Here is a 22313-nt window from a genome sequence, read left to right on the forward strand (position 1 = left end):
AAGGCGGGCCGCCATTCTTTTACGATGAAAACAATGAGCCTTCGTGCCTTCCCCGTTCTCCTGCTTTCCGTGTTCTTTACCACGTCTCCGTCGCAGGCGATTGTGGGCGTGAATTCCGCCTCCCCTGGCGTGATCGGCAACCAGCACATCACTTTCGCGGCGAATCTGGACCTGGGACGCACCATGGGTTTTGTGGACTACAACAATGCAACGGGAACGGGAACGCTGGTGCCGTCCACAGAGGCCGGTGTCTTCAAGTTCCTGACCGCGGCGCACAACGTGGACAGCGACAACAACGGCGTGCTGGACGGAGGCGCAGGTACGATCAAGATCTACTTTGGCAACACGCCGGGTGAGAACGGCACCGGCGCCACCTACTCGGTCACCGCTGCGGCAAATCAGATCGCGCTGAATCCGCTGTGGAGCACCGCGCCCGGGGGAGTGGCCACCAATGACCTGGCGGTGATCAGTTTCCGCATCGATCAGCTCACTCCGGTCGTTCGTGACGAAGGCGGACAGCCGAGTGCGAGCACCCTCCAGGCGTCGGCCGTCAGTTCCGCCTCACCCCTGGGCATGCAGGCGATCCAGGCGGGACACGGCCTGCATGCCGACGGGACTGTCAACCTGGGAGGCAACAACATCGCCGATCAAAACCAGGTGAACGGCATTCTCAAAGGCGGCACCAACACCATCGACTCCGTGGGCGTGCCCACGATCACCGTGGGAGGCACCATCACCCCCGAATCAGGTTTTGTCATCCTCACGGACTTTGACAAACCGGATGGCAACACGAGCACCATGGGCGCGACCACGGGCGGCCCGAACGAGGTCGGCACGGCGAAAGGAGACAGCGGCTCGGCCATTTTTGCGGACACGAACAGCGATGGAAAGCTCGAGGTCGTGGGTGTGCTCAACGGCGGTGACAACAACTTCCCCACGGGTGCCAGCACGTTTGGCGACATTTCCCAGTATGCGCCCATTTTGACCCAGCCGAACCTGGCCTTCCTTCAGGGACAAAAAATCTTCGTCGGCCTGTCCTTCAACGGCGTCTCTGCTGGCGACTACGGTGGCGCCGGCTTCGCGATCATGGACGCCGCCGGGATCACCAACTTCAACAACGGTGTCAACACGGCCCCGCAGACCCAGCAGCAGGCTCAAAACCCGCTGCAGGCCCCCGTCGGCACGGTGCAGGCCCGCGCGAACCAGATCACCCGCGGCACTTCGAACTTCGAAAACGTGGGCGGCGATGAGGTGACATTGCGTGAACTGGCCGGTTTCGGCTCCCGGCGTTGGGAAATCTGGGCCTCCAGCAATCTCGGTCGCGTCGATTCGGACAGCGGCGGCACGAACAATGGTGCCCTCGACTCCCGTTACGGTGCCGCGACCGTGGGCGTCGATTTCCTGGCCACCTCCCACGTGATGGTCGGCGCTTTCTGGAGCTACCTCTATGGCACCGGCCATTCGACCGATCTCGACATGGAAAGCCGCGGCAACGCGGTCGGCATCTCGGTGCTGACCGAGTGGTATGGGCTGACCAATTCGTTCATCTACAACTACTCCCTCGGCGAAACGGAAATCCGCCGTCAGATCGGCGGCAGCGAGGCCGAGGCATCGCCAGGTTCTTCTTCTCACACGCTGGACTGGGTGATCTCCTACAACATGCGTCACAAGGGCTGGGTGCATGGCCCCACGGGCGGCCTGCGTTACTCCTTTGGCACCGTCGATGGTTACTCGGAAAGCTCCGCCGTTCCGGTGCCAGGCCTCATGACGCTGACCGGACAGGACTTCTCCGTCTTCCGCGTCAACCTGGGCTACAACGCCGCGTACCACATCAACACGGACTTCGGCAAGATCGTGCCGTATTTCAGCGCCGCGTGGATCTACCAGTCGCAGCACACCAGCAGCACCGTCGCGAGCTTCCAGGGCACGCCTTTCTCCGTGATCGGCAGTGGAGGCGTGCAGGCCTTCGGCACGGGTCCGTCCAGCGCCATCGCAGGCTCGGATTCGAGCCAGAACTTCGCCAACGTGCAGGTCGGCGTCGAAATCCTCGCCAACAAGGCCCTGCGGGTCAATCTGACGGCCTACAGCAATGTCTTCCGCTCCGGGACCACGGAATATGGCGGAGGTGTTCAGGTCGGCGTGCTGTTCTGAGCGAACCACTCATTCGCGAGTGCGTCGTGGCGGCCGCCTTTCTCGTCGCGTGCCCCAGCGGCGTGCAAGAGATGGATCATGCGGGTCGATTTGATTCCCCGCCATGAACCGCCGCACTTTCTTCCACCAAACGTCAGCGCTCGCCGCTGTCTCCGCCCTGCCAAAACTCCGCGCCGCAGACGCGGCGCAGAAGAAGATCAAAGTCGCCGTCGTCGCTCTGGGACGCGGCATGGGGCATGTGGGGGCGCTGTTGAAGATCCCGAACGTGGAGATCGCCTACCTCGCGGAGGTGGACCCGAAGCGCCTCGAAATCGGCCTCAAAACCGTGAACGACAAGCAAAGCGTGTCCTGCCAGGGCGTGAAGGACTTCCGCACCTTCCTGGATGACAAGACGCTGGACGCCGTCTTCATCGCCACGCCGAATTTCTGGCATACCCCCGCCGCGCTGCTCTGCATGCAGGCCGGAAAGCATGTGTATGTGGAAAAACCTGGCAGCCAGAACGCGAACGAGGCCGAAATGATCGTCGCAGCGTCGAAAAAATACGATCGTCTGGTGCAGATGGGCAACCAACGCCGCACGTGGATGAAGGACGCCATCACCGCGATGCATGAGGGTGCGATCGGCACCGTGCGGTTCGGTCGCGGCTTCTACTACAACACGCGCAAGACCGTCGCCGTGAATGAAAAACCGGCTCCGGCCGATCTCGACTTCAATCTGTGGCAGGGCCCCGTGCCGGATGATGCGAAACACGACTTCAAGAGCATGGTGCATTACGACTGGCACTGGTTCTGGCACTGGGGCAACGGCGAGCTCGGCAACAACGGCATCCACACGCTGGACATCCTGCGCTGGGGCCTGAAGGGCGACTATCCGCTGCGCACCACCTACACCGGCGGCCGCTACTTCTACGACGACGCCCAGGAAACCCCGGACACGGGCACGGCGGTCTATGACTTCGGCCATGCAGGGTGTGAGTGGGTGCAGAGCTCCTGCCATCCACGTGCGGCCGAGAAGCCGCTGGCCGAAGTCATGTTCTATGGCGACAACGGCACGATGGCCGCAGCCCGCGACACCTGGACGATCTACGACCCGAAAGGCGTGGAGGTCAGCAAGGGCAAGGCCAGCACGGCCGGCACCGGCGACGTGTCCCACATCGGCAACTTCATCGACGCCATTCGTGGCGAGGCGAAGCTCAACAGCCCCATCGACGAGGGCCAGAAGAGCACGATGATGTGCCACCTCGGCAACATGGCCTACCGCACCAACACCGTCGTGCGCTGCGATCCGAAGACTGGCAAGATCCTCGACAACGCCGCCGCCGACAAGCTCTGGGGCCGCGGCAGCTATCGCAAAGGCTGGGACGTGAAGATCTGAGCCAAAGTGGTCAGCACAGTCCTCTGTGCGGTTTCACGCAGGCTCATGGTTCTCATCTGCAAACACGACCTCGCACGGAGTTCCGCCTCTTGGTGGCATGGAACTCCAAGTGATGACGGAGCGCCGCACAGAGGACTGTGCGGACCACTCTGTCACTTCACCCGCTCCTTGAGGATCTCGCGGAAGGGTTTGCCGCCAAGGCTGAGGTCTGCCAGCACGGCGCGACCGTTCAGCACGCGTACCTCGGCGATGATGCCTTGGGCGGTGCGGATGTTTTCCGCGAACCACTTGTCAGCCTCGGGTGCGAGCTTTTCGTTGATGTAGAACCGCTCGAAGGGCCATTCGATGGTGGCCTTGTTGTCATAGGCGTAACGAGTTTTCAGCCGGATGAAGTCGCCGCTGGTGGGCGGTGTGAGGGACAACTGGCTGATCGTTGCGAGACCATCCGCTCTGGTGATGAGTGTCGCAAACACGTGCATGCCACGTTCCACTTTCATGCCCGCAGGCACATCGGCCTGATCCTGCTCCGGCCGCACGGCGAGGAATCGGCCGCGCAGCGGATCGTAGGGGTCAGGGGCGACACATTTCAGCCTGATGAGCGTGCCTTTCGCGAGCGTTTGCTCATGCGTCCAGATTTGGGCAAGCGGCGCGGCCCACTGAGCGAGCGCGGCAATGCCGAAGATGATGATGGGAAGCGTTTTCATGCGGCGGGGAGCGTGGATGGACGACGACGGCGGCTCATGAGGAGATTGAAGGCCAGAAAGGCGATGCCGACGACGATGAAGCCGACGCCTTTGGCCAGAAGGGAGAAATGACTGTCCGCCATGCGCAGAATGATCAGCACGGAGAGCAAGAGAGCACCGAAACGCGGCGCACCACGCCTGCCGCTGAAATCGAGCACGATGAGAGTGAGTCCGATGGCCGCGAGGTGCAGTGTGGCCAGCCAAGATGGCAGCGACAGCATACTCTGGCTAACAGAGTTCATCGCATTCATGGTAAGCCAACTGGGCAATGGCAGAATCACAATTGATGAGAGGCTCAGAACAGCCCATCGACGACGCCGTAATGCATGCAGCACAAACAGAATTAACACAATTAGCAAACCCCAACACCAAGGTAGCTTTATGGATCGTGAGACTCCCATAAGAATGTCGCGGCCTATTTCATGATTAGTCATGGCCAAGCCATAACCAAGCAGCCAGAGAGAACCGAGCACGACCTGCGGCTTGCGGCGCGTGGGTTCTTCAAAGGCGGCTTGATTGAGCGGGAAGAGCGCGAACGCGGCGGCGGTGAGTGTCCAAAGCCACATCGCCGTCTCAAATTGGAAACTGAGGAAGCGGTCGGATTGCTCACACACAAAGACGGCCGCGCTGCACAGGCCGAAGATGGCGCTGATCGTCATGACCCAGCGCACTGAGACCGAAAGCGCTGTTTTTGGCGGCCAGCCAGGCCACCACGGCAGCAGACCCAGCAGCAACAGCGGATAAAGCAGCGGGCTGTCATGCCAGGCCCTGCCGGTTTCGATCTGACTGACACTCCAGGTCGCGATGGCGATGAGGTAGAAGATGGCAACGGCCTGCGAACGCAGCACCCAGACCAGCGGCAGGCTCAGCAGCATCCACCAGAAGAGGAAATCCGGCCACTCGCCGCCCAGATTGTAGATTTGGGAGACAATCGCGATGCAGGCACCCGTGGCGAGGGCTTGCAGCAAGGCCACGGTCTCGCGCACCCACGCGGCGGCGGCATCGCCACGCTGCAACACGCGAAAACTGGCGATCTGCGCCGCCAGCAGCGGCAGAAACGCGAACAACAGCCGCACCGGCCGCGAGAAGTCATCCCAATTGTAGCCGATCACCGCGATGAGACCGGCGCCGATGAGCAACGCGCCGAGCGCACCCATCACGATCTGCCCCACGCCGGATGTGGAATCATCCAGCGGATGTCGCTGCCGCAGCGAACGGGCGTTCTCGGCAGTGACGATGCCGTCTCGCTCCCATTGCGGGAGTTGTTCGTGCAGCCAGCGATGGTGGGAGTTCATGGCGGGAGAAGATTGGCGGCGAGTCTGCGTAGTTCGCCACGAAGGCGCGAATTGATGCTCTGCATGGTTGGATTGAGAAAAGTGATTCGAGGTCAGGCGGCACGAGGCTGGCAGACGAGCAACCAAGCAAGCAACAGGCCCACGAGAGCACCGAGCAAACCCCCACCGATGGCACCGACTGTGAACGGCATGACCCAGTCTTCGATGTTTTCCATCGCAGGGGTGGGACGTTCGAGAACAGCAATGAAGGGATTGTGCGCCTTGAACTGCTCTCTCGCTGCTTCGACGGTTGCGAAACTCGCCCGTCTTGCGAGATCTGCGGCGGCGAAAGCCGCTTCGGCCTCTTTCTTGCGAACTGATGCGCCACTCGTTGATTCGACTGCTGCTAGCGATTCAGCACGGAGGGTTTCAAGTTTTTGGGAAGCTGTTTCTGTCTGTTTCCGCCGCTGTTCCAGCTCATCAAGCAGTTGCCGATGGTTTCGTTTAAATGATTGCTCCCATGCCGCCATCTCAAACGCGATGAATTCATCCAATAGCGCCCCAAGGAAGATCTGAGCGTATCGTGGCTCCGAGGCCGTGGCAAGAACGCTGAAGGCGGGAGCAGCGCTGTCTGAAAAGACCCTGATCTCGACTTCCTTGTCTTGGAGTTCTGGATGCAGGCTCCTCACGCGTTCAAGAGCACGACGCCGCATTTCGCTCGAACCAAGAGTTTCGACGATTACCATGTGGCGGTCGATCACTCGTCCTTCGTATCCTCGAATCATACGTGGACCCTCTGCGCTTACCTTGGCGAGGGAACGGAACTCCGGCACCCTGTTCGCTATCCGCAGGACTTGGACAAAAACGCCAACACAGGCTCCCAAGACGGCCATCACAAGCACAACAGGGCTGTGGGATAACGTGCGCGACTTACTCATCCGTGGCATTCCGCCAGAAGCGCGGCGGCGTGGCAAGGCAAATTCGGTTTGGGTATGTTGTTCACGCTTGAGCGTGAGAAACAGTCCGGACACGCGTGAACAACGTACGCAAACGGGACACGCGGCTGCGTGTCCCGTGAGTGATTCGATGCCGCACACAGCCGGCGGAGCTACTTCGCCCCGGGCTTGATCTTGCCTTTGTCTTCGAGGGTGTGTTTGAACTTTTCGGTCTTGGGATCGACGACGGCGCGGACGTAGCCCTGGTTGGGATTGCGCTCCTTGAAGTTCTGATGGTAGTCCTCGGCGACGTAGAACTTCGTCAGCGGGACGATCTCGGTGGCGATGGGTTCTTTGAAGTTCTTCTGCGCGGCGGCCTTGGAAGCTTCGGCGACCTTCTTCTGCTCCTCGCTGGTGTAGAGGATGATGGAGCGGTACTGTGAGCCGTAGTCGTTGCCCTGGTAGGCGGTGCCCTTGGGCAGGAACTTGCCGTGCTTGTACATGTCCTCCTTCGTCACGCTGGTGGGATCGTGCGCGTCCCAGAACAGGTCGATGATTTCCTTGTAGGTCGTCACCGCAGGATCGAACTCGATCTTGATGACCTCAGCGTGACCGGTGTCGCCTTCACAGATCTGTTCATAGGTTGGCATCACGGTCTTGCCGCCGGCGTAGCCGCTGGTGACTTTCTTGACGCCTTTGACGAGGAGATACTGCGCTTCCACGCACCAGAAACAGCCGCCGCCGATGACGGCGGATTCGGTCTTGGCGGCGGGAGCGTCGGCGGCGTGGGTGGTGACGGAGGCCATGAGGGCAATGAGCAGGGTGACGAGGGTTTTCATGACGGTGATACGAACGGATCAGACGTGTGAGTCAATCATCCGTGCCATGAGACGCGAAACTTTCGACGGAATTCCCAGGATTCGCCATCCATGCCCCGGTCCCCGGCAAAAATGGCTGTTCCCGGGCCAAGTTCCGGGCCGTTGATCTGCTTTCGGTTTGCGACGCTCGATCTATTCTCGCCGTCATGGACGAAATCTCGACTCTCTGCGCCCAGGTGGGCGAATCGAAGCTGCGTGACATGGTGGCGGCGTTTTACCGGCGTGTGCGTGTGGATGATGTCATCGGGACGATGTATCCGCCGGACGACTGGGAAGGGGCGGAGAAGCGGCTGGCGGATTTCATCGTGTATCGCTTTGGCGGGCCGCAGACCTACATTGAGGAACGCGGCCACCCGCGGCTGCGTGGCAGGCACATGCCGTTTTCCATCGGAATCTCAGAGCGTGACCGCTGGATGACGCTGATGGGGGAGGCGATGCAGGAGGTAGCGGTGCCGGAGGCGGCCGCTCCTCTGATCGGCTCATTCTTTGCCCAGGTGGCGGACATGATGCGGAATCGCGAAGGTTGAAACGCTGCTTGTCAGCGCAGACCGCCCCAGGATGATGCAGGCATGACACGAAAGCTTTTCCTCGCCCTGGGAGTGGCGGCGCTCATCCCCGCCTGTGAACTCCTGCAATCTGGAGGTGCGTCGGGCGAGCCGGTGGACTTCGTGGGCGAGGTGCAGCCCATTCTGGAGTCACGCTGCCTGGAATGTCATCACAGCCGCTATGTGTTTGCCGGATTGAACCTGGAAACCAAGAAACTGGCGATGAAAGGGGGCCGCAGCGGCGCGGTGATCGTGCCAGGGGCACCGCACCAAAGCCTGCTCTACAAAGTGCTGCTGCTGGGTCATGACAATCCGGTGGCGATGCCGCCGACGCCGGAACGGCTGGAGCGTGAGCACGAGCAAATCATCCACGACTGGATCCAGCAAGGCGCGGACTGGCCCGAGGGCGTGCGCCTCATCCCGCCGCAGGACTGGAAGAAATCACGCTCATAACCTTTTCATGGACCCCACCCCCGTTCTCATCCTGGCCCCGCTGCCAGATTTCCTGCTGGAGCCGCTGCGTGCGGCGCATCTCTGTCATGACTACTTTCACGCCACGGACAAGGAGGCGCTGCTGGCGGAGGTGGGCGGGCAGATCCGCGCCATCGTGATGGCCGGGGGAAGCGTAGCGCCGGTGGCGCTGCTGGAGCGGCTGCCGAAACTGGAGATCATCAGCGTGTTTGGCGTCGGTTACGACGGTGTGCCGGTGGACTGGTGCCGGGAGCATGGGATTCGTGTCACGAACACGCCTGATGTGCTCACGGAGGACGTGGCGGACACGGCGAGCGCTCTCGTTTTGATGACGAGCCGTAATTTGATCGCCGCGAACCGCTTTCTGCATGCCGGAGCGTGGCTGAAGGGGCCGTTTCCGCTGGCGCATGCGGTGCGTGGCAAGCTGGCTGGCATCGTGGGCCTGGGACGCATCGGCAAGGCGATCGCGAAACGCCTGGAAGCGCACGGCATGCGAATCGCCTATCACGGCCGCACACGGCAGGACGTGACGTGGGAGTTTTTCGAATCGCTGATCGAGCTGGCGAAGGCATCGGATTTTCTGATCGTGGCCTGTCCAGGCGGCGGGGCGACGAAACATCTGATCAACGCGGCTGTTTTGCAGGCGCTCGGAGGCGACGGCACGCTGATCAACATCGCCCGTGGTTCCGTCGTGGATGAAACGGCGCTGATCGAGGCGCTGCAAAACGGCACCATCCGCGCTGCGGGACTGGATGTGTTCGAAGACGAGCCACGCGTGCCTGAGGCACTGCTGCGATGTGAGAACGCGGTGCTGCTGCCGCACCTGGGCAGCGGCACGCATGAGACGCGGCGGGCGATGGCGGCGCTGGTGGTGGACAATCTGGCAGCGCATGTCAGAGGAAAGCCGCTGCTGACACCCGTGTGCTGACCGGCGGGGGGATTTGGCCGAATGGCTGCTTGCCCTTCGTCTTCGAGCCATTACTAACAGCCCATGATCAAGTTCATCCTCGGAGCCTTCCTCACTGCGATCGCTGTCTTCCTGTGGGAGGCCGTTTCCTGGACGGCACTGAGCTGGCATGTGAACGGCTTCCGCTCGTTTCGCGATGAATCCGCCGTCGCCGAGGTGATCAAGGCGAACGTTTCCGCCGGCCACGGCATCTACAGGCTGCCATCGATGGAAGACGCGCCCAAACTGGCCACGGCCGAGGAAAAGAAGGTCTTCGAAGAGAAGCAGGCGCAGGCGATGGAGAACGGGCCTTACGTGTATGCGATCATCCGCCCGGGCAAAGGCGAGATCAACATGGGCCGGAGCATGATCCTGAGCTTCATCCGCAGCCTGGTGTGCGCCTGTCTGATCGGGGCGCTGCTGAGCCAGGTGGCGCTGTTTTATCCGGCCCGCATCGCGTTCGTGGCGGCGGCCGGTTTGTTCGCCGGGCTGACCTGCGACCTGCCGCTGTGGATCTGGATGGAGAACCCTGGACGCGACACGATCGTGAACATCGCGGACCATTTGATCGCCTGGATCATCGGTGGCGCCGTGCTGGGCGTGTTCGTGGGACGTGAGCCTGTGCTGGAGCGCTGAGGAGGCGGTCACGCCGCCTGATTGACACCTGCGGTCTTCAACACAGCAGCGGCGACCTCGCCGGCAGCGACCCGGGTCATGCACTCGTAGTGGCCGAAGGGGCATTCACGCTCGAAGCAGGGGCTGCACGGCACCTTGTGCTGGATGACGGTGTGGCGCTCGCCCAGCGGGCCGGTTTCGATGGGGCAGGTGGAGCCAAAGATGCTGACGGTCGGAATGCCCAGCGCGGCAGCCAGATGCATGGTGCCGGTGTCGTTGGTTAGCAGGAGCTGGCACTGGCGGAGCTTGGCGATCAGCTCCGAAAGCCGTGTTCTGCCGACCAGGTTTTCGTGCGGTGCCTTGAGCATGGCGGATAGCTTTTCGCCCATGTCTTTCTCGCCTGGAGCACCGAACAACTGCCAGCGGAACTGCGCATGCTGCGCGGAGATTTGATTCACGACCTCCGCGAAGCGTTCCAGCGGCCAGCGTTTGGCCGGACCATACTCCGCACCGGCACAGACGCCGACACGGATCGTGCCGTCCGTGGAAACCGGCGGCGAACCGGCATCCCACAAGCCCGGCTGATCGACATCGGCACCGATGCGCCGAGCCAGGAACATGTAAAGATGGGCATGGTGCTTGTTGGGAAAGCCTGCTTTGGGCTCACGAACGAGGTGTGTCAGCAGCTTGGAGCGGAAAGAGCCTTTGTAGCCAATCCGATGCGGGATGCCAGCCAGCCAGATCTCCAACGTGCTGCGCGTGGAGTTGGTGCACAGCAACGCCGCGTCAAAATGAACGCCTGCGGCCTTGATACGCTTGGCGACGGCGAAAAGGCCCTCCTTCGCCGGCTTGCCGATGTAACGGGACACTTCCGGCATGGAAAGCCACAGTTCCTCCAGCTTGTCTGGCCCGAGCACGGTGATCTTGATGTCCGGACGGCCGCTTTTGATCGCCCGCACCATGGGAAAGGCCATGCAGGCGTCGCCCAGCCAATTTGGGCTGCGGATGAGGAGTTCAAAGGGCTGCAGCCGGCTTTGATCGTAATCGGAGGGGAAGACCACGCCGCGCTTGTAGCCAGGAAACAAAAAATTGGGATTCGGCGTCTTCCAGCGCTCATGCACCCAGAACCAGCTCTCTGGCTGCTTACGGATGAGGCGCTCGACCGTTTGATTGATGTCAGCGGTCATCCCGCTTATGGAAGGCTTGGCTTCGCTCGTGCGGAGAGGACCATCGCACACATAACGCCACCGAGCAGGCCCATCGTCATAGACCATCATGGGGAGAATCACCGCATTGGTGCGCAGGGCACACAGCGCCACGATGTTCGTGGTGGAGGCCAGACGGTCAAAGAACGGGCTCCACTGGCCGTGGTAGCCGGCATGTTGATCGACCAGGATGCCGAGCATGCCCATGTCACGAACGTAGCTGATGGGCGCGTTGAATCCCTCCTGGCGGTCGAAGAGCTTGTAGCCAAGTTTTTCGCGCCGGCGCAGCACCAGGGCATTGAGGTAGGGATTGCGCAACGGCTGGTAGATGCTGGCGGGTTTGTGGCCGAACACGTAGAGGGACGGCACCTGCGTCATGATCTCCCAACAACTGGCATGCATGATGGGATGCAGCAGCGGCCTTCCGGCATCAAAGGCCTCCTTGAGGTGATGCATGTTCTCAGCCGTGACCCGCTTTGCCACCTCGGCCTCATCCATCAGCGGCAGCTTGAGGCCGCAAAGGAGGTTGGCGAAGAGGCTTTTGAAGTGCGCACGGGCCATGCGGCGACGTTCCGCCTCACTTTTCTCCCGGCCGAAGGCGATGCGCAGGTTGTGCAGCGCCAGTTTGCGGTACTTGCCTGCCACGAAGTAAGCCAGCGTGCCCAGCATGCGTCCGAGCCACCAGACCGCGATGAGCGGGATGCATTTGATCACGCCCTCCACGCACCGGAACAGCGCGTAAACCAGCCACTGCCCGGCGCGCTTTTGAAAACGTGTGGATTCCGGAGCATCGCCCATGGATTGTCTATGCCGCAACGGTTTCCAGCGTGCAACCGTTCATGCGAGATCGCGCCGGAGTGCCCGTTTTCGTCATCATGAAACTGCTTTTTCTCCTCCTGTCACCGCTGGTGATGATGGTGCATGCCGTGGCATCCACCCCGAATTTCGTCTTCATCATGGCCGACGATCTCGGCTGGGCGGACGTGGCTTTCCATGGCGGGAACGCGCCGACGCCGCATCTGGACAAGCTCGCGGCCGAGGGCGTGGAACTGACGCATCACTATGTGGCTCCGGTTTGCAGCCCCACGCGCACGGGGCTCATGACCGGCCGCTGCTGGAGCCGTTTTGGCGTGACGACGCCGCAAAACGAGCGGGCTTTGCCGTGGGACACGGTCACGCTGCCACGGGCGCTGAAAGGCGTGGGCTACGACACCTGCCTGACGGGGAAATGGCACCTGGGCTCCAAACCCGAGTGGGGTCCGAATCATTTCGGCTTCGATCACAGCTACGGCTCGCTGGCGGGCGGCGTCGGGCCTTGGGACCATCACTACAAGAAGGGGCCGTTCAGCGAGACCTGGCATCGGAATGAGAAGCTGCTCACCGAAACCGGCCACGTGACCGATCTGATCACCCAGGAGGCCTGTGAATGGCTTGGCGGGCGCGGCGGGAAGCCGTTCTTCCTCTATGTTCCGTTCACGGCCGTGCATCTGCCACTGAAAGAGCCGGAAGAGTGGCTCACCAAAGTGCCTGCGGGCATCACGGGCGATGTGCCGCGACATTACGCGGCCTGCATCATGCATCTGGACGATGCGGTGGGCCGGATCGTTGCCGCGCTTGAGAAAAACGGCCAGCGGGAGAACACGCTGCTCGTTTTTACCAGCGACAACGGTGCCAGCACGACGGAAAACAACGGCCAGACCTATCCGCAGGACGGTTATCCCACCGGACCTTTGCCCGGAAACAACAAGCCGCTGCGGAATGAGAAAGGCAGCGTGTATGAAGGTGGCACCCGCGTGCCGTGCATCGCGAGCTGGCCCGGCACGCTGAAGGCCGGGAAGCACGAGTTCCCCGCACAGATCACCGACTGGATGCCGACGTTCTGCGCCCTGGCCGGGTTCAAACCCGAAAAGGATCTCAAATGGGACGGCGTGAACCTGTGGCCGCAACTGGCGGAAGGCACCGTGCCACCCACGCGCATGATCTACACGGTGGCCCCGGGCTTCAGGTCCCGAGCCTTGCGCCTGGACCCATGGAAGCTCGTGGAGCACCGCCAGGGCGACAAAACGAAGTACGAACTCTATGACATCCTGGCCGATCCCGAGGAAAAGAAGGACCTGGCCGCCGAGAAGGCGAACATCGTCGCCACCATGAAGGAACGCATGACTGTCAAGGCACGGGCTGACCGCGACGCGGTGGCGAAGGACTGAACAGGACCGAAGCGACGCAAAACAAAACGGGCGGCCTGTTCTGCCGCCCGTTTCGGGTTTGAGGAGTGATTGGAACGGCGCGGAGGCTTATTTCTCCACCCAGCGCACGGCTTCCATGAGGAGCTCGCGTGCGGAGGCGAGACCGAGCTTCTGGCGGATGTTTGCCTTGTGGGCATCGACCGTCTTGGCGCTGAGGCCGAGTTTTTCGGCAATGCTGTGAGAATCAAAGCCGCGTCCGACCATTTCGAAGATTTCGAGCTGGCGGTCGCTGAGCATGCGGGCGGGTTCGCCACGGGAGCCACCGCGAGGGCCGCCACCGGAGACGATGCTGCCGAGCAGGGAAGCGCTGAAGAAGAAGGAACCGGCGGACACCTGGCGCAGACCCTGAAGCACGCGGGTGCTGGGCTCACCCTTCATGACGTAGCCCATGGCACCGGCACGCAGGCAGCGCTCGGCGTACACGTTCTCGTCATGCATGGAATAAACCAGGATCTGCATGTTCGGATGGCTGGCCCGCAGCTTTTTGATGAGGTCCACGCCGCTGCGATCCTTCAAGGTGATGTCGAGCACGACGACATCCGGTTTGAGTTTCGCGATCTGCTGCAATGCCATGTTTGCGTCTTCGGCACTGCCGATGACCTGCATGTCTTCCTGCTGGTCGATCAGTTTCTTAAGCCCTTCGATAACGATGGGATGGTCGTCGAGAATATAGATTTTGCTTTTCACAGTTCGCCTAGAAGACTCATTTTGAAAAGAATGTCAAGCCGACGTTCCTAAGGAAGCTCCAAAGGAAACCGGCACAGGACCCGGACTCCCTTGTTTTTCACGCCCTCAACCGTGAGCTCCCCGTTGATCAAATTGGCCCGATGGGCCATGACGCGCAAACCGATGCCGTCCCCTCTTGAAACAGCGCTTTTTGCGGAGAAACCCCGTCCGTTGTCATTGATTTCCAACACTCCACGATTAGGGGATTGTCGCCGGAGGGTGATGCGAATCTTTGTGGCCCCGCCATGCCGGATGGCATTGCTCGTGGCTTCCTGAGTGATGCGGAACAGGTGGATTTCAGCGTCCCGGCTCACCCGGGGCACGGGTTCCTCGATGCGGCACAGGCATTCCCGGCGGAAATTTTCCCGGACCGTCTCCGCAATGAGATTCAGGCCTCCGGCAAGGCCGCGATTCTTGACGGCGGCGGAGGACATCCCGTGAGACAAGCGGCGGGTCTCAGCGATGGCCGTTTTCACCAGCTCGTGGATGCGGCGGGCGTCCTTTTGGTCCTCGCCATGGAGCTTGGACTCCAGGGCTTCGACCAGCGAGGCGATGCCCGTGAGCGTCTGGCCCACGCCATCGTGCAGATCGTGGCCGATGCGCACCTGCTCCTGCTCGGCCACGCGGATGACCTCGGTCTCCAGCTTGTGCCGCTCCGTGATATCGACGCCGGTGGCGATGAAGAAATCGATGGTGCCATCCGCCTTCGTCACCGGCTGCGTCTCGCTTTGAATGTGCCGTGCCTGGCCGTCGCGGGTGCGGATCGGGATGGTGGCGGTGACTTTTTCGGCGCCTTTGGTCAGCTCCTGAAACCGCTGGCGGGAAAGGGCGATCTCACCCGCATCCATCACTGGCAGCGCCCACACCGTCTTCCCGCGGACTTCCTTCGCTCCATAGCCGAACATCTTCTCCGCAGCCGCGTTCATGCGCACGACCCGTCCTTCGGCGGACAGCAGACCGATGGCCACGGGCGAATGATCGAGCAACAAGCGGTTCAACTCCGCCTCGCGTCGCAGCTCTTGCTCCGTGGCCTTGCGTTCGGTCACATCGGTCAGCAGCAGCATGCCTTGATGGAAACTGCCCTGCGCGTCATGCAGACACGTCGCCCCGGCCATCGCCTCCATCTTCCCGCTGTTCCTCCGCTCCAGCGTGATGTCCATGGCTGGCGCAGGCCGCCCGCCGGTCGTCAGACTGCGCAGCAGCTTGTGCATCTCCGGCCGCGCACCCGGGGCGATCACATCCAGCACTCCCAACCGGAGCAGATGCTTCCTGTCATAACCCAGCATGCGGCAGACGGCCGGATTGGCATCCACGATGTGAAACTTGCCGTCGAACACGAGCACGCCGGCCGTGTTGCATTGAAACAGGCCATGATAACGCGCCTGCGTGGCTCGCAGCTCTCCCTCGGCCGCCACCAGCGGCGTGATGATGTTCACCATGCCCACTTCGGAGATGACGCGGCCGTTTTCATCCCGCTCGAAGGCCCGCATGTGAGCCAGGATCCATTCGAAATGCCCATCTTTCCGCCGGATGCGCACCCGCACCGTCTGCACCTCGTCGCCCTTGCCTTCCATCATGCGCGTGTGAGCCCCCGTGAACTCCGGCAGATCGTCGGGATGCACGATGCCGAGCCAGCTCCCTTTGCGCCGTTCCACCTCGCCCTGCTTGTAGCCATAGAGGCCAGGAAGGTGCTTCTCCCCGAGGACAAAACGCCCCGCGTGATGGTCATAGAGGTAAAACGCCTGCTGCGGCGTGTTCAGCAGCGTCTTGGCCAGCTTCTCCAGCCGCACCGCTTTTTCCTCCAGCTCATGCAGTTCCTCCAGGCTCATGCCCAGCTCGACACCCCGTTTGCTGCTCCGGGTTTTCGCCGCCGCGCCTTTCTTCTCTGCTGTGTGGGAAGCCCGCCTCATGATTGTTTTCCATGAGAAAAGCCGACATCACCCGAAAGAGCGAGCATCATTTTCGCCAGGACACCCCAAGAACACGTGGCGCCATTCGTGACAGCTTCACCACGCCCTTCCTGCCATGAAACTGAAACACGTCATCCGCCAGCCCACCGACATGCCCGGTTTCCAGATCGCTCCCATGATTGATGTCGTCTTCGTCATCATGCTCTTCTTCATGGTGATGGTTGGCAGCGTGAAAGTGGAGCGCGACATCGGGCTGCGGCTGCCAGGACCGCCGCTGGAAGGTCATGTCACGTTTCCCGACAACGAGGTCACCATCGGCGTCCTCGAAGACGGCACCGTGACCATGAATGACGAGGCTTTCGATTCGCCGGAGGACAAGGCGCTGCCGTCGCTCACTCACAATCTTCGTCGCCTCGCAGAATCGTCCGCGCGGCAAAAACAGAACGTGCTCGTGACTGTGCAGGCAGAGCAACTCGCCAGCTACGAACGCGTCATGGACGTCCTGAACTCGCTGCACAAGGCCCGCCTCACAAACGTGACATTCACCATCGCCGCGTCGTCGTTCTGAGGCCGTCCAGACAGGCTCACACGCCAGCGCACGTTTGGTTGCGCATGTCCCGCAGCCTCCTGTTTCTGCTGATCACGTCCGCCGCCGTCGCACAAATGGCCAACAAACCGCCGGTCCCGATGTGGCTGGAGGGTCCCAAGATCGGCCAGATCACCTACAGCAAGCAGGTCCAGCATCCAGGCAAGCTCCTCAAAGCAGTGCTGCTGACCGCTGGCGATGCCACAGTCGAGGTGCTGGTGGACGGGCATCGGATCGCGACGATCCCGCCTTCAGACGTTGCGACCGGCACGGACCTCACCCAGCTACTGGGCGACGGGCAGCCGCATCTTTTGGGTCTGCGCTCGTCGGCAAAAGGACGCACGGCCGCCTTGCTCGAACTTAACGGCGATCTCGCTGCCGTGCGGTGGATCGTGACGGATTCGAGCTGGAAAAACGCGGCAGCCCTGCAGCACACTGACGCCGACCCCGAGAAGAACCCCTTCGATTTGAAGAAAACCTTCGACGCCTACAACTCCTGGCAGCTCGCGAAGCCCGGAGCGCAAAACAAAGCAACCGATCCAGCCACACTGACGCTGCTTCCGGGCTTCAAAGCCGAACTCATCCGCTCTGCCCAGCCCGGAGAAGACTCCTGGGTCTCCATGGCCTTCGATCCTCAGGGACGCATTACCCTGGGCAAAGAGAAGAAGGGCCTGCTGCGCCTCACCATCAGCGGCAGCGGCGATCAAAAGGTCGAAGTCATCGACGACGAGCTGCTGGAGTGCCGCGGGCTGCTCTACGCGCACGGATCGCTCTTCGCGAATGCCAACAACTCCAAGATCCTCGTGCGCATGACCGACAAAGACGGCGACGGCGTCTTCGATGAGCGCAAAGAGCTCATGCGCACCGGCGGCGGAGTCGGTCATGGCCGCAATCACATCAAACTCGGCCCCGATGGCGACATCTACGTCGCGCACGGCAACAACGTGCTGCTGCCGGAGAACATCGCACCGGATTCGCCGCTGAAAAACTACGCCAACGACCAGCTCATCCCAAATCCTTGGGACGGCAGCATGTTCGACGGCAATGTCGAGCTTCCCGCCGGCCACATCCTGCGTGTGAAGCCCGACGGCAGCAAAATCACGCTCCTCGCCGGCGGCCTGCGCAACCCGCTCGACAGCGCATTCAATCGCGAAGGCGACTTGTTCACCTTCGACGCCGACATGGAACGCGATGTCGGCACACCGTGGTACATGCCCACGCGGGTGCTGCATGTCGTTCCCGGAGCCGATTTCGGCTGGCGCAGAGGTACGGGCCGTTTCCCCGCGTGGTATGCGGACACGTTGCCGAGTGTCATCGACATCGGACTGTCGTCACCGACGGGCATCTACTTCGGATACGGTGCCGACTTCCCGCAGAAGTATCAAGACGCGCTCTACATCCTCGACTGGAGCTACGGGCGCATTATCGCGGTGCATCTGAAGCCGGCTGGCGCGACTTACACAGCGGAACAGGAGGATTTTGTGACCGGAAGGCCGCTTAACGTCACCGACGGCTGCATCGGTCCGGATGGCGCGATGTGGTTCACCACCGGCGGACGCGGCACACAGAGCGGGCTGTATCGAGTCGCCTACCAGCCCCTCACCCCAACCCTCTCCCCGACGGACAAACAAGACATCGCCGAATCCTCGACGGGGCGAGGGAGCCAGAAATCTCCCTCTCCCCGCCCCTCGGATGGAAAGAAGAATGATTCTCTTCGGGGAGAGGGCCGGGGTGAGGGGGCAAGCACACGTTTCGAGCTTCACGGCGAACGTCTGAAGCTCGAAAACCGTCCTGTGGCCGAATGGCGCGAACAAGCGCTGCAAAACGGCCAGATGCACGAACTGCTCGCCCTGGCTCGCGTCGGGGAAAAGGCCGATTTGGAGCCGGTTTTGGCCGCTGTGATGAAAACAGCGCCGAAACCGACGCTGGACGCGCTTCGGGTCATGGCAGTCGCCATCGCGCGTCATGGCGAACCAGCTCACAAAGACGAACTCCTCACCTGGGCTGCCTATCCTGCCGAAGAAACCTTCCTGAACCGCGAACTCTGCCGCCTGCTCGTCTATTTGAAGTCACCCACCGTCATCGAAAAGACGATGCCGCTGCTCAAGGCGGCCACGACCTCGGAAGATCTGCTCTTCTACCCGTTCATGCTGCGCTACCTCAAGGATGGATGGACGCTGGAGCAGCGGCGGGTGGTTTTCGAGGCGCTGAACAAGGCGGAAAAGATGAACGGCGCGTCCACCTTCTTCAAAGCCATCGCCGACACGCGCAGTGAACTGGCGGCAGCCTTGAAGCCTGCGGAAGCGCTGGAACTTGCCGCTTTGATCAATCCGCCGAAACCGGCGGCGCTGTCCCCGCACGCTCTGCCAGGCCACACCTTCAAGAATTGGAAGCTGGAGGACCTGGAGCCGCTGCTGGCGAAGATGGATGCGAAGACGCGCAACCGTGACAGCGCCAAGGACGCGTTGATTCGCGCGCAATGCGTGTTCTGCCATCGCGTGAGCAACGATCCGTCCCTGCCAGCAGGCGTTTTCGGTCCCGATCTTGTGCAGGTTTCCGCACGCTTCGGCCGCAAGGACCTGCTGGATCACATTTTGAACCCCTCGAAGTTCATCGACGAGAAATTCCGTCTCGTGACGGTCAAAACGAGCGATGGCAAGACGGTGACAGGCAGCCTGGAGAGCGAGGACGACGAACGTGTCGTTCTGAAGCCCAATCCGCTGGCCCAAGAGACCAGCGAGATCGGGAAAGCGATGATTCAGAGCCGCAGTGTCTCTGAAATCTCTTCCATGCCCGCTGGCCTGCTCAATTCGCTGAAGGCAGAGCAGATCCTCGACTTGCTGGCGTGGTTTGAAACGATGGCGGCAGGCCTGCGGTGAGCGTTGCAGCGGTTGTGAGAGGGTCGGACAGCGACGCCAAAGCAGCCACGTCACATCTTCGGCGCCTTCTCCACCAAGGCAGTGAACTCGGCGGCATCGAAGGCCCGCATCGTGCTGGTGTGCACGTTGCCCAGCGCGGAGAGGCTCATCATCAGGCCGGTGGCCGCCGCGTCATCCTTCGCCTGGAACACGATCACGCCATCGTGCGCTCCCATCGTCCAGAACAGATGCAGCACCTTGCAACCGCTCTTCCGCGCCGCCGCCCGGAAGGCCGAGGCGCGATGCGCCGACTCGTGCATGTTGGTAAGGCCTTGCTGCGTGAAGTTCAGGAGTGCGACGTAAGTGTTCATGGCGTGAGGAAGGAGTGCGCCATCTTCAACGGCCGCATCCGCCCGCCGCATTGAGCCCGGTTGGCGAATCCCTGGGCCTTTCTTGGTCGTGATCGGCCATGATCGCGTCCCGGTTTCGGTCTTGTCTTTGTCCGCGGACTTTGAGAGCATTCACGCCATCATGAAACCGGCTTCCAACAACCTGCCCGTGTTCGCGATGGATGAAACCACCGGCTGGGAGGACCTCGAAAACGTCATGGCCGCGTCGGTGGACTACCAGTCGAACCATCTCGGCAGAATCATCCCGCTCATGTTCTTCGCTCCCATGACGGAGCCGGAGAATCTGGATGCCTGGGAGCCCATGCGCTCCATGCCCGACAATCTCCTCATCGTTTCCATCGAGCGGTCCACCGACGCGGTCCTCGTTCAGGCCCTCAAACATGCGGAAGACGCAGTGGGAGAGCTGCGCTTCGCCGCGTCGTTCCCGGCGGTGCGCATCGACTATGAACGCCCCTTCGCTGACGTTTACCAGCAGATGGACGCTGCGGAGATCGCCGCCTTCGCCAGTCCGCAGCCCGGTCGCGACGAGCCCTCCTTCTTCTTCATTCGCGGTCCGGACGCCGTTCAGGCGTTCAGTCGCGGCCTGCGCACCGCCACAGCCCGCAAGTCGTCATGATCCCTCGGCACGCGATGCGCTCAATGTCGGAGGAGCCGTCGGATCAGGCGATGGGAGCCAGACCGTCCAAGCCGTCGCGACGGCGATCGCAAGACTCGGCTGACACGACCGATGGCGACGAGTCGTCGCCATCAGCATTGGGTCCGGCCTTGGTCGTCCGTGAGACAGCTTCCAGTCTGGCTCGTATCGCGGGTGACCGCTCATGATCGGGGTGCTGCCGCAAGAAAGCTCGCACGCGCTCAAGCTGTCGCGGGTGAAAAAGACCCGCCTCCACCAGGTCGAGCCGGGCCAACGTCAACTCAAGAAGCTCCTCAACACCCGGAGACTCGACGTGGAGCAAAGTCTCGTAGCTCCTTCTCGTGGCGTTCAAGGCCTGATGGCGCTGCCGGCACGGGTGGCAGCGCACGCAGTCGGCATCCACGGGGAACTGCAGCTCCTCATACCAGTATCGCTGCTCCTCAGCGAAGAAGATGAACAGCCGTCCGCAATCCCGGCACTTCCGCTGAATGTCGTAGTAGTGGGTGTTCAGCATGCACGATCCACGCTGCCGCGAAGGGTCCGCAACAATGGCCGTCCCAGGAATCAAGCTGCCCACGAGGGCCGGATCGATCCACGCCAGGGAATGCCTCGCCGCCCAAGCCTCCAACTCCCCCTCGGTCCAGCAACGGAGATGAACGCCATCGTGGAGGTTCCGCACGTCCAGACCCGTGTGCCGGGGCTTGTCACCGTATCTGGGATGCGGGACGAAGCCCCACCGGCTCTTGGGGAGCGAAGTCTTTCTCTCAGCCACGGAGCGTGTGGTGGTTGGGCGGACGACTCGGATCAGGCGACCGGGAAGTGTCGAAGACACGACAGAGGCCATTTCGAGCCGTTCCTGCATCCGTTTTGTCCGGCCTTGGTTGTGCTGTAGTCGAGGTCACGTTGGTGTGGGTGCTGACGAGAAGTGATCAAGGTAGGCCCCGCCATGACCAGACGAGGCTCGTTAAGGTGATCGTGACAGGAAGAATCAGGACGAAGCCCGAACGTAGAAGGATCAAATCCCACTTCGTCGGCATCTGGGGCCGTCTCGATATGATGAGTGCGGCCATGAGCCAATAGGTAATGGTGGCGAACAGCGTCCACTGGAGTAGCTGCCCAAAATCGAGCGCTAGTGAACCAAGAAGAAGGAAGGCTGCCTGAAAGCACGCCCCGATCAAAATGGGGCCCCGATAGCGGGGAGAAATAGTCGCTACGAGATTCATCGCGCGGGACGCTGCTGGTTGGGCGAACGATTCAGATCAGGCGACGGCGAGAGCAAGACGTTGCTGATACGACAGATGCCATTCGAGCCGTTGCCAGCATCCGTTTTATCAGGCCTTGGTTGGGTGTGAAAAGGATTCATTGTCTGCTCGACAGATTGGCGGTCATCAGCCCCCAGGCTTGATACACTTTGCCGATTTCATCCTTTGAGACCTCGTTGATTGGAAACCTCTCGCTGGATGCATCATCGCTGGAGTGAAAAAAACCGTGTGTCGATGAGGTAGAGTGGATAGTAGAAAAGTAGTTTGGGGCGACTCCACTTGAACTCGCTCACAAATCCCTCGGGTGCCCAACCATACCGCTTCACGCCGTTCAATCCTATGAGGGAGGGTTCAAATCGTCCTCTGGCACTGATGAGAACATAGCTGAAGACGTATGCCGCAACGACCAGCAATCCCACAACAAGGAAAGTGATCCTGCGGTTCTTGATGATCATGCGCTCTATTTCTTGCCCGACGTGAAGGAGTGTATCCGAGCAGGAGGCGGAGGCAAGACTCGTTTAGCTGGAGGCGCGTGGCGCGCCT

Annotated in this window: 19 protein-coding genes; 10 read left to right on the forward strand and 9 right to left on the reverse strand. The window is 61.4% G+C overall.

Annotation, left to right across the window (positions count from 1 at the left end; genetic code table 11):
• The first annotated feature begins 108 nt into the window (after nt 1-108).
• Both IAE77_RS26350 and IAE77_RS26355 read left to right on the forward strand, forming a co-directional pair.
• Nucleotides 109-2151 (forward strand): autotransporter outer membrane beta-barrel domain-containing protein, encoded by a 2043-nt coding sequence (locus IAE77_RS26350; RefSeq protein WP_294233282.1) that lies wholly within the window; start codon nt 109-111, stop codon nt 2149-2151.
• 103 nt (nt 2152-2254) lie between these two features.
• Nucleotides 2255-3526: a Gfo/Idh/MocA family oxidoreductase gene (locus tag IAE77_RS26355; RefSeq protein WP_294233285.1), complete on the forward strand. Its 1272-nt coding sequence runs from the start codon at nt 2255-2257 to the stop codon at nt 3524-3526.
• 152 nt (nt 3527-3678) lie between these two features.
• On the opposite strand, the gene IAE77_RS26360 is transcribed toward IAE77_RS26355, so the two are convergent.
• The 4 genes from IAE77_RS26360 to msrA all read right to left on the reverse strand — a co-directional run bounded on the left by IAE77_RS26360 (nt 3679) and on the right by msrA (nt 7317).
• Nucleotides 3679-4230 (reverse strand): GDYXXLXY domain-containing protein, encoded by a 552-nt coding sequence (locus IAE77_RS26360; protein ID WP_294233287.1) that lies wholly within the window; start codon nt 4228-4230, stop codon nt 3679-3681.
• Entirely contained in the window at nt 4227-5564 is a 1338-nt protein-coding gene (locus IAE77_RS26365; protein ID WP_294233290.1) for a DUF2157 domain-containing protein, read from the reverse strand. The genes IAE77_RS26360 and IAE77_RS26365 overlap by 4 nt, the downstream gene beginning before the upstream one ends.
• 92 nt (nt 5565-5656) lie before the next feature.
• A complete protein-coding gene (locus IAE77_RS26370) occupies nt 5657-6574 on the reverse strand; it encodes a hypothetical protein (RefSeq protein ID WP_294233293.1) in 918 nt (305 codons plus the stop codon).
• A gap of 77 nt (nt 6575-6651) precedes the next feature.
• On the reverse strand, nt 6652-7317 hold the full coding sequence (gene msrA, locus IAE77_RS26375; RefSeq protein WP_294233295.1) for a peptide-methionine (S)-S-oxide reductase MsrA: 666 nt from the start codon (nt 7315-7317) through the stop codon (nt 6652-6654).
• A 185-nt stretch (nt 7318-7502) separates the two neighbouring features.
• On the opposite strand from msrA, the gene IAE77_RS26380 reads away from it, so the two are divergent.
• The 4 genes from IAE77_RS26380 (at nt 7503) to IAE77_RS26395 (ending at nt 9954) form a co-directional block, all read left to right on the forward strand.
• Entirely contained in the window at nt 7503-7883 is a 381-nt protein-coding gene (locus IAE77_RS26380; RefSeq protein ID WP_294233298.1) for a globin, read from the forward strand.
• A 42-nt stretch (nt 7884-7925) separates the two neighbouring features.
• Nucleotides 7926-8354: a c-type cytochrome domain-containing protein gene (locus tag IAE77_RS26385; RefSeq protein WP_294233301.1), complete on the forward strand. Its 429-nt coding sequence runs from the start codon at nt 7926-7928 to the stop codon at nt 8352-8354.
• A gap of 7 nt (nt 8355-8361) precedes the next feature.
• Nucleotides 8362-9300 (forward strand): 2-hydroxyacid dehydrogenase, encoded by a 939-nt coding sequence (locus IAE77_RS26390; RefSeq protein WP_294233303.1) that lies wholly within the window; start codon nt 8362-8364, stop codon nt 9298-9300.
• Between the two features lie 63 nt (nt 9301-9363).
• On the forward strand, nt 9364-9954 hold the full coding sequence (locus IAE77_RS26395; RefSeq protein WP_294233306.1) for a hypothetical protein: 591 nt from the start codon (nt 9364-9366) through the stop codon (nt 9952-9954).
• A gap of 8 nt (nt 9955-9962) precedes the next feature.
• Here the strand turns inward: IAE77_RS26395 and waaF are convergent, their stop codons facing one another.
• Complete coding sequence (waaF, locus tag IAE77_RS26400; protein WP_294233308.1) at nt 9963-11936, reverse strand: lipopolysaccharide heptosyltransferase II; 1974 nt, start codon at nt 11934-11936, stop codon at nt 9963-9965.
• Nucleotides 11937-12013: 77 nt separating this feature from the next.
• Between waaF and IAE77_RS26405 the strand changes: the two genes are divergently transcribed.
• Entirely contained in the window at nt 12014-13345 is a 1332-nt protein-coding gene (locus IAE77_RS26405) for a sulfatase-like hydrolase/transferase (RefSeq protein WP_294233313.1), read from the forward strand.
• An 87-nt stretch (nt 13346-13432) separates the two neighbouring features.
• On the opposite strand, the gene IAE77_RS26410 is transcribed toward IAE77_RS26405, so the two are convergent.
• Together IAE77_RS26410 and IAE77_RS26415 are read right to left on the reverse strand one after the other, a co-directional pair.
• Nucleotides 13433-14071: a response regulator transcription factor gene (locus tag IAE77_RS26410; protein WP_294233315.1), complete on the reverse strand. Its 639-nt coding sequence runs from the start codon at nt 14069-14071 to the stop codon at nt 13433-13435.
• Nucleotides 14072-14118: 47 nt separating this feature from the next.
• Nucleotides 14119-16020: a PAS domain-containing sensor histidine kinase gene (locus tag IAE77_RS26415; protein ID WP_294233318.1), complete on the reverse strand. Its 1902-nt coding sequence runs from the start codon at nt 16018-16020 to the stop codon at nt 14119-14121.
• Between the two features lie 115 nt (nt 16021-16135).
• Between IAE77_RS26415 and IAE77_RS26420 the strand changes: the two genes are divergently transcribed.
• Both IAE77_RS26420 and IAE77_RS26425 read left to right on the forward strand, forming a co-directional pair.
• Nucleotides 16136-16588: a biopolymer transporter ExbD gene (locus IAE77_RS26420; protein WP_294233321.1), complete on the forward strand. Its 453-nt coding sequence runs from the start codon at nt 16136-16138 to the stop codon at nt 16586-16588.
• 44 nt (nt 16589-16632) lie between these two features.
• The gene (locus IAE77_RS26425) at nt 16633-19485 is read left to right on the forward strand and encodes a hypothetical protein (RefSeq protein WP_294233323.1); all 2853 of its coding nucleotides are present in this window, start codon (nt 16633-16635) and stop codon (nt 19483-19485) included.
• Between the two features lie 50 nt (nt 19486-19535).
• On the opposite strand, the gene IAE77_RS26430 is transcribed toward IAE77_RS26425, so the two are convergent.
• A complete protein-coding gene (locus IAE77_RS26430) occupies nt 19536-19835 on the reverse strand; it encodes a GYD domain-containing protein (protein ID WP_294233326.1) in 300 nt (99 codons plus the stop codon).
• Between the two features lie 160 nt (nt 19836-19995).
• Between IAE77_RS26430 and IAE77_RS26435 the strand changes: the two genes are divergently transcribed.
• The gene (locus IAE77_RS26435; protein WP_294233329.1) at nt 19996-20490 is read left to right on the forward strand and encodes a hypothetical protein; all 495 of its coding nucleotides are present in this window, start codon (nt 19996-19998) and stop codon (nt 20488-20490) included.
• Nucleotides 20491-20533: 43 nt separating this feature from the next.
• Here IAE77_RS26435 and IAE77_RS26440 read toward each other — a convergent pair whose 3' ends face one another.
• Nucleotides 20534-21022, reverse strand: a complete 489-nt coding sequence (locus tag IAE77_RS26440) for a zinc-ribbon domain containing protein (protein ID WP_294233332.1) — start codon at nt 21020-21022, stop codon at nt 20534-20536.
• Nucleotides 21023-22313 lie beyond the last annotated feature (1291 nt).

Origin of the sequence: Prosthecobacter sp. (assembly GCF_014879935.1) — a bacterium.
GTDB lineage: Bacteria > Verrucomicrobiota > Verrucomicrobiia > Verrucomicrobiales > Verrucomicrobiaceae > Prosthecobacter.